Source organism: Micromonospora sp. NPDC048040, from assembly GCF_055587185.1.
In genome coordinates this window covers 300,514-314,290 of the sequence record NZ_JBVJGT010000001.1, presented here as the reverse complement: position 1 = coordinate 314,290, position 13,777 = coordinate 300,514, and the positions used below count along the sequence as shown (strand labels likewise).

General features: G+C 74.3%; 12 protein-coding genes. 2 read left to right on the top strand and 10 right to left on the bottom strand.

Features of this window, described 5'->3' with window-relative positions; genetic code table 11:
* Positions 1-6 precede the first annotated feature (6 nt).
* Both ACZ6O2_RS01400 and leuE read left to right on the top strand, forming a co-directional pair.
* Positions 7-1,248 (top strand): bifunctional pyridoxamine 5'-phosphate oxidase family protein/GNAT family N-acetyltransferase, encoded by a 1,242-nt coding sequence (locus ACZ6O2_RS01400; protein WP_466021616.1) that lies wholly within the window; start codon positions 7-9, stop codon positions 1,246-1,248.
* A complete protein-coding gene (leuE, locus tag ACZ6O2_RS01395) occupies positions 1,248-1,916 on the top strand; it encodes a leucine efflux protein LeuE (protein WP_350705081.1) in 669 nt (222 codons plus the stop codon). The genes ACZ6O2_RS01400 and leuE overlap by 1 nt, the downstream gene beginning before the upstream one ends.
* Positions 1,917-2,046: 130 nt before the next feature.
* Here leuE and ACZ6O2_RS01390 read toward each other — a convergent pair whose 3' ends face one another.
* The 10 genes from ACZ6O2_RS01390 to ACZ6O2_RS01345 form a co-directional block, all read right to left on the bottom strand.
* Entirely contained in the window at positions 2,047-2,961 is a 915-nt protein-coding gene (locus ACZ6O2_RS01390) for a sporulation protein (protein ID WP_350705079.1), read from the bottom strand.
* A 336-nt stretch (positions 2,962-3,297) separates the two neighbouring features.
* Complete coding sequence (locus ACZ6O2_RS01385) at positions 3,298-4,362, bottom strand: hemolysin family protein (protein WP_466021615.1); 1,065 nt, start codon at positions 4,360-4,362, stop codon at positions 3,298-3,300.
* The gene (locus ACZ6O2_RS01380; protein ID WP_350705075.1) at positions 4,359-5,708 is read right to left on the bottom strand and encodes a hemolysin family protein; all 1,350 of its coding nucleotides are present in this window, start codon (positions 5,706-5,708) and stop codon (positions 4,359-4,361) included. The genes ACZ6O2_RS01385 and ACZ6O2_RS01380 overlap by 4 nt, the downstream gene beginning before the upstream one ends.
* Positions 5,709-5,946: 238 nt before the next feature.
* Complete coding sequence (locus ACZ6O2_RS01375) at positions 5,947-7,548, bottom strand: M28 family metallopeptidase (protein ID WP_466021614.1); 1,602 nt, start codon at positions 7,546-7,548, stop codon at positions 5,947-5,949.
* Positions 7,549-7,734: 186 nt separating this feature from the next.
* Positions 7,735-8,067: a monovalent cation/H(+) antiporter subunit G gene (mnhG, locus tag ACZ6O2_RS01370; protein ID WP_357454139.1), complete on the bottom strand. Its 333-nt coding sequence runs from the start codon at positions 8,065-8,067 to the stop codon at positions 7,735-7,737.
* Positions 8,067-8,336 (bottom strand): MrpF/PhaF family protein, encoded by a 270-nt coding sequence (locus tag ACZ6O2_RS01365; RefSeq protein WP_350705071.1) that lies wholly within the window; start codon positions 8,334-8,336, stop codon positions 8,067-8,069. Before ACZ6O2_RS01365 ends, mnhG begins: the two co-directional genes overlap by 1 nt.
* Positions 8,333-8,917, bottom strand: a complete 585-nt coding sequence (locus tag ACZ6O2_RS01360) for a Na+/H+ antiporter subunit E (RefSeq protein ID WP_466021613.1) — start codon at positions 8,915-8,917, stop codon at positions 8,333-8,335. The genes ACZ6O2_RS01365 and ACZ6O2_RS01360 overlap by 4 nt, the downstream gene beginning before the upstream one ends.
* On the bottom strand, positions 8,914-10,419 hold the full coding sequence (locus ACZ6O2_RS01355) for a Na+/H+ antiporter subunit D (protein WP_466021612.1): 1,506 nt from the start codon (positions 10,417-10,419) through the stop codon (positions 8,914-8,916). The genes ACZ6O2_RS01360 and ACZ6O2_RS01355 overlap by 4 nt, the downstream gene beginning before the upstream one ends.
* A 25-nt stretch (positions 10,420-10,444) precedes the next feature.
* Positions 10,445-10,924 carry a Na(+)/H(+) antiporter subunit C gene (locus ACZ6O2_RS01350; protein ID WP_350705066.1) on the bottom strand — a complete coding sequence of 160 codons (480 nt, stop codon included), beginning with the start codon at positions 10,922-10,924 and terminating at the stop codon, positions 10,445-10,447.
* Positions 10,921-13,755: a Na+/H+ antiporter subunit A gene (locus ACZ6O2_RS01345; RefSeq protein ID WP_466021611.1), complete on the bottom strand. Its 2,835-nt coding sequence runs from the start codon at positions 13,753-13,755 to the stop codon at positions 10,921-10,923. The genes ACZ6O2_RS01350 and ACZ6O2_RS01345 overlap by 4 nt, the downstream gene beginning before the upstream one ends.
* Between the last annotated feature and the right edge of the window lie 22 nt (positions 13,756-13,777).

Below are 13,777 nucleotides of genomic sequence, written 5' to 3'. Positions count from 1 at the left end.
GGGAGCATGTACGCACGCACCGACCGGACCACCGCCAGCCGCTCCCGGGACCGGATGAGCTACGACGCCGCCGCCGCGCACGCCGTCCTCGACGAGGCGTACCACTGCGCGCTCGGGTTCACCGTCGACGGTGAGCCCCGGGTGCTGCCCACCCTGCACGTCCGCATCGACGACACCCTCTACCTGCACGGCTCCACCGGCAGCCGGCCGCTGCTCGCCGCCCGGGCCGACGGGCTGCCGGTCTGCGTCACGGTGACCCTGCTCGACGGCCTGGTCTACGGGCGCTCCCAGTTCCACCACAGCGCCAACTACCGGTCGGTCGTCGCGCACGGCACCGCCCACCTGGTCACCGACGAGCGGGAGAAGGCGCGGGTGCTCACCGCGCTGGTGGAGAAGGTCGGCACCGGGCGCAGCGCCGACAGCCGACCGCCGTCGCGCCGGGAGCTGGCCGAGACGGCCGTGCTGGCCCTGCCGCTGCGGGAGGTCTCCGTCCGCGCCCGCACCGGCGGGGTACGCGACGACGAGGCCGACCTCGCCCTGCCGCACTGGGCCGGGGTGGTGCCGCTGCGGCTCACCGCCGGGCTGCCCGAGCCGGACGCCGGGGTGACCGCGCCGGTGCCGGCGTACCTGCGGCCGGCCTCCACGCCGTGGCGGGAACCGGCAGTGCTGCGCGGGGAACACGTGGTGCTGGAGCCCCTCGACCTCGCGCACGCCGACGAGCTGCACGCGGCGACCGCCGATCCGGAGGTCTGGCAGCACCTGGGCAGCCCGCTGCCGGCCGACCCCGCCGGCACCGCCGAGGTGGTCGCCGCCGCGCTGGCCGCCCACCGCCGGGGCGAGCGGGTGCCGTGGGTGCAGCGCTGCGCCGTCACCGGCGCGGTGGTCGGCACCACCTCCTACTACGAGGTGGACCCGGAACGCCGGTCGGTGGCGATCGGCTACACCTTCCTGGGCCGGCCGTGGTGGCGTACGGGGATCAACACCGAGGCGAAGCTGCTGCTGCTCACCCGTGCCTTCGAGGAGCTGGGCGCGGTGCGGGTGATCTGGCACACCGACATCCGCAACGAGCGCTCCCAGCGGGCGATCGAGCGCCTCGGCGCGTCCCGCGAGGGGGTGCTGCGGATGCACAAGCTCCGCCCGGACGGCTCGTGGCGGGACACCGTGCAGTATTCGATGACCGTCGACGAGTGGCCAAACGCACAGGTCGCGCTGCGGGAAAGGCTTCGCCGGACGGCACCCGTGGCCTGATGATGTCGGGCGTGCTGGGCATCACCGACATCTGGACGTACGTGCTGGGCACCGTGGCGATCGTTCTGCTGCCCGGGCCCAACTCCCTCTTCGTGCTCTCCACCGCCGCGCAGCGCGGTGTGGCCGCCGGCTACCGGGCCGCCGGCGGGGTCTTCGTCGGCGACGGGGTGCTGATGTTCCTCTCCGCCGCCGGGGTGGCCTCGCTGCTCAAGGCGTACCCGCCGCTCTTCCTGGTGATCAAGTACGCCGGCGCCGCGTACCTCGGCTACGTGGGGTTGACGATGCTGCGCGGCGCGTGGCGGCGCTGGCGCGACCGCAACGACCCGGCCACGCCGCGGCTGATCGACGCCGCGGAGCCGGTGGCGATGCGCAGCCCGTTCCGCAAGGCGCTCGTGGTCAGCCTGCTCAACCCGAAGGCGATCCTGTTCTTCGTCTCGTTCTTCATCCAGTTCGTCGACCCGGGCTACGCGTGGCCGGCGCTGTCGTTCCTCCTGCTCGGGCTGATCGCCCAGGTCACCAGCGCGCTCTACCTGACCGCGCTGATCTTCGCCGGGACGTTCCTGGCGGCCCAGTTCCGCCAGCGCCGCCGCCTCGCCGCCGGCGCCACCACCGGCGTCGCCGCCCTCTTCCTCGGCTTCAGCCTGAAACTCGCCACCGCCACCGTCTGACCTTCCCCCTACCCCTCCCGGCCCTCCCCGCGATCTTGCACGTTCGGCCCCCGCCATGGGCGGTAGGTCCGACGTGCCGGGGCACATAGCGCAAGATCGGCGGGAACGAGGGCGGGGTGGGGGCGGGTGGTCAGGTGCCGTCGCCGCCGACGCCGGCTCCGCCGGCCGTGCCGCCCAGGCCGAAGCCGGGGCGGGTGGGCTCGTCCGGCGGGCGGCTGACGTGCGCCGACTCCGCGATGGTCGCGGACCAGTCGGCGTGCGCGGCGGCCGCGGCGTGCCGGTTGATCGCCGCGCGCAGCCAGCCGTCCACCGTCGCCACCCAGTCCCGCCGGTCGGCGCCGACGTGCCAGATCCGGAAGCGACTGATGCTCTGGTGGGTGATCCCGGCCAGGGCCAGCCGCCGGTCCAGCCAGAAGATGACCTCCAGGCCGGCCGGGTTGGCGATGAAGATCAGCTCCAGCTCGGTGATCGGCCCGGCGTAGAGCGGCGCCACCCAGAATCCCAGCCGCTGGTGCAGCGGCAGGGTCTGTTCCACCCCCGGCAGCCGGGCGTCGACCAGGCCGGCCTGGCGCATGCTGAAGCCCAGCGTGTCGAGGGCGGCCAGGATGTGCGCCTGGGTGGGCAGCGGGTGCACGAAAACCGGCACCATCGCGCCCTGGTCGAGCTGCGGCTCGACCGCCACCTCGGTGCGCAGCCCCATCCGCAGGCTGAGCAGGGGCACCCCGCCGAAGATGGTCACCGGGGTCTCCCAGGGCAGCGGGAACTCGAACGGGATCGTGCGGCCCCGCCCGGCCCGCAGCACGAAGCCGTCGGCGGCGGTCGCCTGGTGGAACTGCACCAGGCGGCGGGGCGCCTCCGGGTCGTCCGGCTCCGCCGTGGTGACCAGGCCGAGCCGGACGTGCAGCACCGGCACGTCGGTCGAGCCGGCGATGACCGTGACCCGCCCGGGCAGCCGCAGCCCGGGGCGGGTGCTCGGATTGGCCAGGGCGGTGCGGACGGAGAGCCCGGTCCACCCGGACTCCGGCGACACCCCGGTCAACCGCACCCGCACTCCCCCGTCCGCATCCCGCGCCCGGCGGACCCGCCGGGACCGGCCTCGCCGCGATCGGGCGCGCGGTCGCCCCACGCATCCCGTGCGCCACCCGGTATCGGTCGGTTGCCACCCGGCACCGGCCCGTGCACCACCCAATTGCCGGCCGGTGCGCCAGCCGGTATCGGTCGGTGTGCCACCCGGCGCCGGCCCCGCGCCAACCCGGCCCGGTTCCTCCAGCCTCGCGGACCTGGCGGGCGTCCGTGCGGTCTTCGCCGAAGACCGCACGATCCCGACGGCCGGACCACGCCGGGCCGCCCCCGCGCCTCACCCGGGGGCGGCCCGCGGGTCTCACCTCATCCGTCGGCCGCGCGGCACCGGGTCGGTCTCGTCGTCGAACTCGCCGATGACCTCCTCCAGAAGGTCCTCCAGCGCGACGAACCCGATCGGCCGGGTCGGGCCGCCGCCGTTGCGCACGAGCGCGAGCTGGGACTGCCGGGCCCGCATCGCCGCCACCGCGTCGGTCACCGTAGCCGCGGCGGGCAGGGTGAACGCGCTGGTCATCAGGTCGCCGGCGGTGGCCCTGCGGCCCGTGGTGGTGGCCCGCACCGCCTCCCGGACGTGGACGAGGCCGCAGACGTCGCCGTTCGCGTCCAGCACGGCCAGCCGCGACCGGCCGCTGTCGCGGCTGACCTGCTCGATCCGGGCGGCGTCCTCGTCCCGGCGGACCGTCACCATCTGGTGGAACGGCTCCATCACCTGGGCCACCGTGGTGCCCTGCAATTCCAGCATGCTGGTCAGCAACTGGTGCTGCTCGACGCCGAGCAGCCCGTGCTCGCGGGACTGCTCCAGCAGGATGCGCAGCTCGTCGGGGCCGTGCACCTGGGCGAGCTGGTCCTGCGGGTTGACCTTGGCGAGCCGCAGCATCGCGTTGGCCAGGGCGTTCATCACCGACAGCACCGGCCGGGCGACCCGCGCGAAGGCGCGGAACGGCAACGCCAGCAGCATCGCCGAGCGCTCGGCGTCGGTGATGGCCCAGGATTTCGGCGCCATCTCGCCGACCACCAGATGCAGGAAGGTGACCAGGCTGAGGGCGAAGACCAGCGCGACCGCGTGGCTCGCGGCGTCCGGCAGCCCGACCGCGTGCAGCAGCGGGCTGAGCAGGTGCTCGATCGCCGGCTCGGCGAGCGCACCGAGCCCCAGGGTGCACAGCGTGATGCCGAGCTGCGCGCCGGCGAGCATCAGCGACAGCTCGCGTACGCCGTCCAGGGCGGCCCGGGCGGCCCGGCCGCCACCGGCCGCCGCCTGCTCCAGGCGGTAGCGCTTGCTGGCCACCAGGGCGAACTCGGCGGCCACGAAGAAGCCGTTCAGCGCCAGCAGGATCACCGACGTGAACAGCGCGATGCCCGGACTCACTCGGACACCTCCCCGGACTCGGCGAGCCGCAGCCGGACCGAGTCGGCCACGTGCCGGTCGACGGCCAGCACCTCGACCAGGGCGCGCGGCTCGACCGCGCCGTCCTCGCCGTCGGCGGGCAGGCTGATCTCCAGCCGGTCACCGACCTCGGGCACCCGGCCCAGCTCCCGCATGACCAGGCCGGAGAGGGTGTCGTACTCCGGGGCCTCGGGCAGCTCGATGCCGGTGCTGTCGGCGACCTCGTCGATGCGCCAGCGCGCGGGCACCACCCAGGAGCCGTCCTCCTGCCGGGCCGGGGCCCGCTCGGGCGGGTCGTCCTCGTCCCGGATCGGGCCGACCAGTTCCTCGGCGATGTCCTCCAGCGTGATCACGCCGGCGAAGCCGCCGTACTCGTCGACCACGCAGGCGAGCTGCCGGTGGCCGGAGCGGAGCCGGTCCAGCACGGTCGGCAGCGGCAGCGTCTCCGGCACCAGCAGCGGCGGGCCGGCGACCGCGCTGACCGGGGTGGTCGCGCGCCGCTCGGGGGGCACCCCGAGCACGTCGGCGATGCCGATGACGCCGATCAGGTCGTCGACGCCCTCCGCGCCGCGCACGGGGAAGCGGGACTTGCCGGTGTCCAGCAGCTCCACCACCCGGCTGACCGGCTCGTGCGCGCGTACGGTGTGCACGTCGACGCGGGGCACCATGGCCTCGCCCGCGGTCAGCTCGCGGAAGTCGAGCCCCCGGTCGAGCAGCGTGGACATCTCGGCGGTCAGGTGCCCCTCCTGGCGGGACTCGGCGATGATCTGCTCCAGGTCCTCCGGGGTGGCGCCGCTGGGCAGCTCCTCGATCGGCTCGATGCCGACGCGGCGGAGCAGCCGCACCGCGGCGCGGTCGAAGAGCTTGATCAGCGGACCGGCCACCTTGAGGTACACCAGGGTGGAGCGGCTCAGGGCCTTGGCCAGGGGTTCGGCCCGGGCGATGGCGAGGTTCTTCGGGGCCAGCTCGCCCAGGACCATCTGCACCACGGTCGCGATGACCAGGGCCAGGGCGACCGAGAGCGGCAGGCTGACCGCCGTGGAGACGCCGGCCACGCCGAGGAGTTCGGCCAGCCCGGCGCCGAGGAACGGCTCGGCGACGTAACCGACCAGCAGGGCGGTGACGGTGATGCCGAGCTGCGCGCCGGAGAGCATGAACGACAGCCGTCCGGTCACCTCCAGGGCCCGGGCAGCGGCCTTGTCGCCGTCGTCGGCGAGCTGCTTGAGCCTGCCCCGGTCGACGGCGACGTAACCGAACTCCTGGGCCACGAAGTAACCGGTGGCGGCGGTGAGCACGATGATGAAGAGGAGACCAACGACGATCAACACGGGTCGCTCAGGGCTCCCGGGGACGTCGGGGTCGGGATACGCCGGGCAGGACCCGGCTGGCTACTGCTGCCCTCCTGGGCAGAGGAGTCGATCATGCGGCCATTTTATCCGCGCCGGCTGTACGCCCGCTGAAGGTGCGTCGAAGGCCCCCTGTCGTCCGGTTACCGGCGTGGACAGGGGGCCGTCACCCGGCGTGGGCAGGGGCCGCCACCTGGCGTGGTCAGGGGGCCGTGGCGGCTCAGCTCTGGGTGATCCGCACGTCGTCCACGGCCGCCTCGACGAGGCTGGCGCCGCTCGCGTCGGCCGCGTCTACGACGATCCGTACGGTCTGTCCCCGCAGGGCCGAGATGTCGACGCCGGCGCTCTGCCAGGCCGCCGCCCGGTCGGTCGCGGCCCCGGTCGCGTTCAGCGCCGTGACGGTGCCGCTGCCCACCACCCGTACGCGCAGGTAGTCGGCGCTGCTGGCGTTGTTCAGGTGGGCCAGGTACCAGGAGAACGAGAGGTTCAGCGTGCCGGTCGACGGCAGCGTGATCGCCGGCGACTGGATGGTGCTCACCCCGCCGTCGAGGTCGTACGCCCCGGCGCTGCTGCCGGCGAGCGGCCCGGTGACCAGGTCGTAGCTGCCGCTGACGGTCGTGCCGAGCTGAGTGGCCACGCCGGAGCTGGTGGCCGCGGGGTCGCCGCGCTCCCACCGGCCGAGGGTGGCGGTGTCGGTGCCGGCCGGGTTCGCGGTCCATCCGGTCGCGGTCTCGAAGGTGTCGCTCCAGACCGTGCTGCCCGGCGGAGCCCCGGCCCCGGCCAGCGCCCACACCGTGTACGCGATCGCGTCGGCGTTGCGGTCCAGCGCGGTGTCGTTGATGTTGGCGGTGGTGTCGCAGGAGCGGTGGTAGCACGGGTCGAACGCCTGGCCGGCCGTGCCGCCCCAGAGCGAGGCGTGGGTGCTGGACTTGATCCCTTCCGCCCCGGTGAAGGTGCCGCCGGCCGGGATGCCGACGCTGATGAACGGCCCGTAGTCGCTGCGGCCGTCGAAGTCGGTGCCCCGGGTGGGCACACCGATCGAGGTGAAGTACGCCTGGATGGTCTGCTCGATCTGCGCCGAGCCGGCCGGGCCCGGCCCGGAGCCCACCCCGTCGGAGTTGTCGCCGTCGTAGACGAAGTAGCCGGCGTTGGGCGAGCCGACCATGTCGAAGTTGAGGTACTGCTTGATCCTGGTGCGCTCGGTCGACGGCAGGTTGTTCACGTAGTACTGCGAGCCGCGCAGCCCCAGTTCCTCGGCGCCCCACCAACCGAAGCGCAGGTGCTTCGTGGGGGTGAAGCCGCTGCGGGCCACCGCGAGGGCGGTCTCCAGGATCGCCGCCGAGCCGGAGCCGTTGTCGTTGATGCCCGGGCCCGCGGTGACGCCGTCCAGGTGCGCCCCGGTCATCACCACCTGGTTCGGGTCGCCGCCGGGCCAGTCGGCGATCAGGTTGTAGCCGGTGGCGCCGTTGTAGGTGAACGACTGCACCACGGTGCTGAACCCGGCCGCGTCGAGCTGGCCCTTGACGTAGTTGACGGAGGCGAGGTAGCCGGGGCGGCCGTGCGCCCGGTTGCCGCCGTTGGCGGTGGCGATGGACTGGAACTGGGACAGGTGTGCCTTCACGTTGGCCAACGGGACGTCGGGCGCGGCCAGCGCCGCCGGCCCGCCGGCGGGGGCGGCCAGTGCGGCCGGAGCGGCGGGGGCGGCCGGAGCGGCGGGGGCGGCGGCACCGGTGGGCGCGGCGGTCGCCGAGGAGGCGGTCACGACCGCCGCCGCCACGGCCACCGCGGCCAGCCAGGCGGAGCGGGAGGTACGAGGTCTCATGGGTCCTCCGGAGGGGGGCGGGGTCCGGCTCCCGCCGGGTGGGCGGTCACCGGGGACGGCCATTGATCGATAGCCATCACTGCGAAGCGTGCAGCGGGACCGGTCCCCCGGCAAGACGCAAGACTCAGAATCGCCGCATTCCCCGAATTGGGACGCCCGCGGACCCGGCGGTGCGGACGGCGCACGTCAGCGGTCGGCGAGCTCGTCGGCGTCGAGGAGGTCGGGGTCCACCCGGCCGGTGCGGTAGGCGGCCCGGCCGATCATCTGCGCGGCCACCGGAGCGGTCGCCAGTTGGAAGATCCCGACCAGGGCCAACATGCCCAGGTCGGCCGGGGCGCGCAGCCGCAGGGCCACGCCGAGCAGCAGGAGCAGCACCCCGAGCACCTGTGGCTTGGTGGCCGCGTGCATCCGGTCCAGCGTGGCCGGGAAGCGCAGCACCCCGATGCCGGCGGCGAGACTCAGCAGCGCGCCGGCCACCAGGCAGCCGGCGCCGAGCCAGTCGGCGACGGTGCCGACCATCACCCCTCCTCCTTCTCGCGGGCGGCGAAGCGGACCAGCGACACCGAGCCGACGAAGCCGAGCAGGGAGAGCACCACCAGCACCGGCAGGGTGGTGGCATGGCGGTTCACCGCCGCCTCGGCGCCGACGGCGCCGACCATGGTGGCGAGCAGCATGTCGGCGGCGACCACGCGGTCGATCAGGGACGGCCCCCGGTAGAGCCGGGCCAGCGCGAGCAGCGCGGTCACCGAGAACAGGACGGTGAGGACGACGACGAGGAACGCGGTCACGGTTCGGGACCCCTCTCGACGGGATCGGTGGCCACCTGGCGCAGCTCCGCGGCGGAGCCGGCCGCCCGGACGATCCGCCGCTCGACGGCGAGGATCCGCTCCCGGCTGTCGGTCAGGTCCTGCGGGCCGTGGACGTCGAGCACGTGCACGTAGAGGACCCCGGCGTCCCGGTCCACCTCGATAATCAGGGTGCCCGGCACCAACGAGACCGCCTCGGCGGTGAGCGCCAGATTCAGGTCGGTACGCACGCGCAGCCGGACCGCGATGATCGCGCCCCGCGGCCGGTAGCCCGGCTGCACCGCGATCCGGGCGACGTGCAGGCTGGCGCTGACCAGCTCGCCGACGAAACGCACCAGGAAGACCAGCAGCGGCCCGGGACGCAGCCGCCCGCCGAAGGTGACCGGCGGCAGCGGGAAGAACAGCAGCACCGCCCCGGCCACCAGCACCCCGCCGACCAGGTTGCCCCAGGAGAACTCGCCCCAGAGCAGGCTCCAGACCAGCACCAGCCAGCCGAGGGCGATCAACTGGTCCCGCCACCGCGCCGCGCGCTCCCGCGGCGGCGGGCCGGACTCCGGGTTCACGGGGCGCCGCCGGGCAGCACGGAACTGATGTAAGGGGTGCGCTGGCGCAGGTCGACGGCCGCGTCGGCGGTGACGTCGAAGAGCGGCCCGGCGACGACGGTCAGCACCAGCCCCAGCGCGACCAGTGCGACCGTCGCGCCGACCATCAGCCGGGGCAGCCGGACCGCCGGCTCGGCGGTGGCCAGCCGGGGGGCGCGCCAGAAGGCGATGTTCCACACCCGCGAGGCCACGTAGAGGGTGAGCAGGCTGGTCACGGCCCCGGCCGCGACCAGCGCGCCGGGCAGCGGCCCGCCGGCCGCCACCCCGGCCTGGAGCAGGCCGAGCTTGCCGAGGAACCCGGAGAACGGCGGCACGCCGGCGAGGTTCATGGCCGGCACGAAGAAGAGCATCCCGAGCAGCGGCGCCACCCGGGCCAGCCCGCCGAGGCGGCGCAGGTCGGTGCTGCCCGCCCGCTCCTCGACCAGGCCGGCGACCAGGAACAGCGTGGTCTGGATGGTGATGTGGTGCACCACGTAGAAGATCGCGCCGGACAGCCCGGCCACGGTGCTCAGCGCCACCCCGAAGATCATGTAGCCGATGTGGCTGACCAGGGTGAACGAGAAGAGCCGCTTCATGTCGGACTGGGCCACCGCGCCGAGGATGCCGACCACCATGGTCAGCCCGGCCACCACCATCAGCAGCCCGGCCACCTGGCCGTCGGGGAAGAGCAGCGTCTCGGTCCGGATGATCGCGTAGACGCCGACCTTGGTGAGCAGGCCGGCGAAGACCGCCGTGACCGGGGCCGGCGCGGTCGGGTAGCTGTCCGGCAGCCAGGCCGAGAGCGGGAAGACCGCCGCCTTGATCCCGAAGGCGAGCAGCAGCATCAGCTGCAGACTGAGCCGTACGCCGTCCGGCAGGGCGTCCAGCCGGTGGGCGAGCTGGGCCATGTTCAGCGTGCCGGTGGCCGCGTACACGAGGCCCACCGCGGTGAGGAACAGCATCGAGGAGAGGATGCTGACCACCACGTACGTCGAGCCGGTGCGGATCCGCGTCTCGGTGCCGCCGAGGGTGATCAGCACGAAGCTCGCGGCCAGCAGGATCTCGAACCCGACGAAGAGGTTGAACAGGTCGCCCGCGAGGAACGCGTTCGTCACACCGGCGGTCAGCACCAGGTAGGTGGGGTGGTAGATGGTCACGGGAACGGTCTCGCCGAAGTCCCCCTGGCCCTGCCCGACGGAGTAGAGCAGCACGCACAGCGTCACCGCCGACGAGACCACCAGCATCAGCGCGGCCAACTGGTCGGCGACCAGCACGATGCCCACCGGCGCCGGCCACCCGCCGACCTGCACCACCACCGGCCCGTGCCGGTACGCCTGCACCAGCAGCAGCGCCGCCACCACCAGCGTGCCGGCGAGGCAGGCCACGCTGACCACCCGTTGCAGCCCCGGCCACCGGGCCAGCAGCAGGGTCAGCGCCGCGCCCAGCAGCGGCACCACCACCGGCAGCGGCACGAGGGCGCTCACGGGGCGGCCCGTTCCGCGTACCCGGTCATCCGGGACCGTCCCCGGGCCGGAGCCGGCGCGGCAGCTCGGGGTCGACCTGCTCGGGGTCGGCGTCCGGGCCCTCGCCGCCGAGGTCGGCGGTGGCCACCTCGTTGCGCTCCGCCGCCCGCCTGATCTGCCGGTCCTCGATGTCGTCGGGGACCTCGTCGTCGCCGGTCAGGTACCAGCTGCGGTAGCTCACGGCCAGCAGGAACGCGGTCAGCCCGAAGGTGATCACGATCGCGGTGAGGATCATGGCCTGCGGCAGCGCGTCGCTCAGCCGGCCGGCGGGCGCGGCGCCGACCACCGGGGCCGCGCCGGCCCGCCCACCCATCAGGATGAGCGCGTTGACCCCGTTGCTGAGCAGGATGACGCCGAGCAGGATCCGGGTCAGACTGCGCTCCAGCAGCAGGGTGACCCCGCAACCGACCAGCACGCCGACGGCGACGACCAGCACCAGGGTCGGCCCCTCCACCCCCGGCCTCACGTCCGCTCCCCGCCCCGGTCGACGCGCAGCCCGCCGCCGGAACCGCTGGCCGCCTCGATGTGCCGGTCCACCTCGGCGCCGAGACTGCGCAGGATGTCCAGCACCAGCCCGACCACGACGAGGTAGACCCCGACATCGAAGAAGAGGGACGTGACCAGGTAGAAGTCGCCGATCAGCGGCAGCCACAGGTCGATCCGGGCGCTCTCGAGCACCGATCCGCCCCCGAGCAGCGCGATCACCCCGGTGCCGATCGAGACGAGGAGGCCGGCGCCGAGCACCGTGCCGGCGCCGACCGGCGCGGCCTCGGCCAGCTCGTCGCGGCCGCCGGCCAGGTAGCGCACGGCCAGCGCCAGGCTCGCCACCAGGCCGCCGGCGAACCCGCCGCCCGGGGCGTTGTGGCCGGAGAAGAGCAGGAACAGGGAGAAGACCACCACGGTGTGGAAGATCAGCCGGGTGACCACCTCCAACACGATGGAACGCTGCCGCTCCTGCAGGGTCGCGCCGCCGCGCAGCCAGACCGGGCGGCCCGGCCGGCACGCCGGCCCGGACGGCTCGGGGCGGCGGGGACGCGGCCCCGTCCGGGACCGCTGGAAGATCAGGCTGGCCACGCCGGTCGCGGCCACCACCAGCACCGCCAGCTCCCCCATCGTGTCCCAGGCCCGGATGTCGACGAGGGTCACGTTGACCACGTTGCGGCCGTACCCCTGGCTGACGGCGAGGTCGGGAAAGGCGTCGGAGATGGTGGGCGCGTTCCGGGCCGCCGCGGCGGTCAGGGCCAGCCCGGCCGCCACCACGCCGGCCGCCAGCCCGATCGTCCGGCGCACCCAGCGGCGCCGGCGCGGGCGGGCCGAGAACCGCTCGGGCAGCCGGCGCAGCACCAGCACGAACACCGCGATGGTCGCCGTCTCGACGAGGAACTGCGTCAGCGCCAGGTCCGGCGCGCCGTAGAGCACGAAGAGCATCGCGCTGCCGTAGCCCGTCATCCCCACCAGCAGCATCGCCGTCAGCCGCCGCCGGGCGCCCACCCCGAGCACCGCCGCCACGGTCACCACGGCCACCACCACGACCTGCAACGGGCTGTCCCAGAGGTCGATCCGGTCCCGCCACGGCCGGGTGGCCAGCATCGCCCCACCGGGCAGCACCGTGAGGGCGAGCAGGATGATCCCGAGGTACTGCGGCAGCGAACCCCGCTGGGTGACGCTGGTGACCTCGATGGCCAGCCGGTCGAACCGGCCGATGACCCACTCGTACCCCTGGTTGCCGCTGACCGGGACGTGCAGCCGGGCCAGCGCCGGGGCGAGGGGGCCGCGCAGCGCGTGCAGTGCCGCGCCGCCGGCCACGGCGAGGGCGGAGAAGCCGAGCGCGGGGCTGAGGCCGTGCCACAGCGCCAGGTGCCCGCCGACCGTGCCGAAGAGTTCGGCGTACGGGGCGAGCAGGCCGTCGAGGATCCCGGCGGCCGGGCCGGCGACCAGCCCGAGGACGGCCAGCAGGGCCGGCGGGGCGAGCATCGGCACGGCGATCCGCCCCGGGTCGGAGGGCTCCACGCCGGGCCGGGTGGCGAACGCGCCCCAGACGAACCGGGCGCTGTAGGCGACGGTGAGCGCGGTCCCGGCCACCAGCACGGCGAGCACCACCGGCCGGTCGGTGAAGGCGGCCAGCACGGCCTCCTTCGCGACGAAGCCGACCAGCGGCGGCAGGCCGGCCATCGACGCGGCGGCGAGCACCGCGACGGTGGCCAGCAGCGGTGCCCGCCGGCCCAGCCCGGACAGTTCCCGCAGGTCGCGGGTGCCGGCGCCGTGGTCGACGATCCCGACGACGAGGAACAGCGCCGCCTTGAACAGGGCGTGGGCCAGCAGCATGGCCACGCCGGCCAGCGCGGCGTCCGGCGTGCCCGCCCCGACGACCACGGCGAGCAGGCCGAGCTGGCTGACCGTGCCGTACGCCAGCAGCAGCTTCAGGTCGGTCTGCCGCAGCGCCGCCCAGCCGCCCGCCAGCATGGTCGCCAGGCCGGCGACCACCACGACCGGCCGCCACGGGCCGACGTCCGCCAGCACCGGGGCGAGCAGCCCGATCAGGTAGACGCCGGCCTTCACCATCGCGGCGGCGTGCAGGTACGCGCTGACCGGCGTGGGGGCCGCCATCGCCACCGGCAGCCAGGAGCTGAACGGCAGCACCGCCGACTTCGACAGCGCCCCGGCCAGGATCAGCAGCACCGCCGTGACCAGGTACGCCCCGCCGGGCAGCGGACCGGCAGCGATCTCGGACCACCGGTAGCCGCCGGCGTGGTGACCGAGCATGATGAACCCGACCAGCATGGCCAGCCCGCCGAGGGTGGTCACGGTCAGCGCCTGGGCGGCCGCCCAGCGGCTGGCGCGCCGCTCCGTGCTGTGCCCGATCAGCAGGTACGAGAAGATCGTGGTCAGCTCCCAGCAGACGTAGAGCAGCAGCAGGTCGTCGGCGAGGACGAGCCCGAGCATCGCCCCGGCGAAGGCCACCAGCACGGCCGCGAACCGGGCCATCCCGACCGCCCCGGGGCCGAAGTAGCGGGCGCTGTAGACGAGGACCAGCGCGCCGACGCCGCCGACGAGCAGGGTCATCAGCCAGGACAGGGTGGTCAGCCGCAGCGCCAGGTCGAGCCCGAGCTGCCGGATCCACGGGTACGTCTCCACCACCGCCCCGCCGTCGCGGACGGCCGGCGTGCGGGCCAGCGCCCAGCCGAAGGCGGCGGCCGGTGCCAGCGCCAGCGCGTAGCAGGCACGCGGACCCCACCGCCTGACCAGCAGCGGCGCCAGGAGGGCCGCCACGAGGTGGAGGATCAGCAGTACGAGCACCCGCACTCCCGGTCGAGGTGGC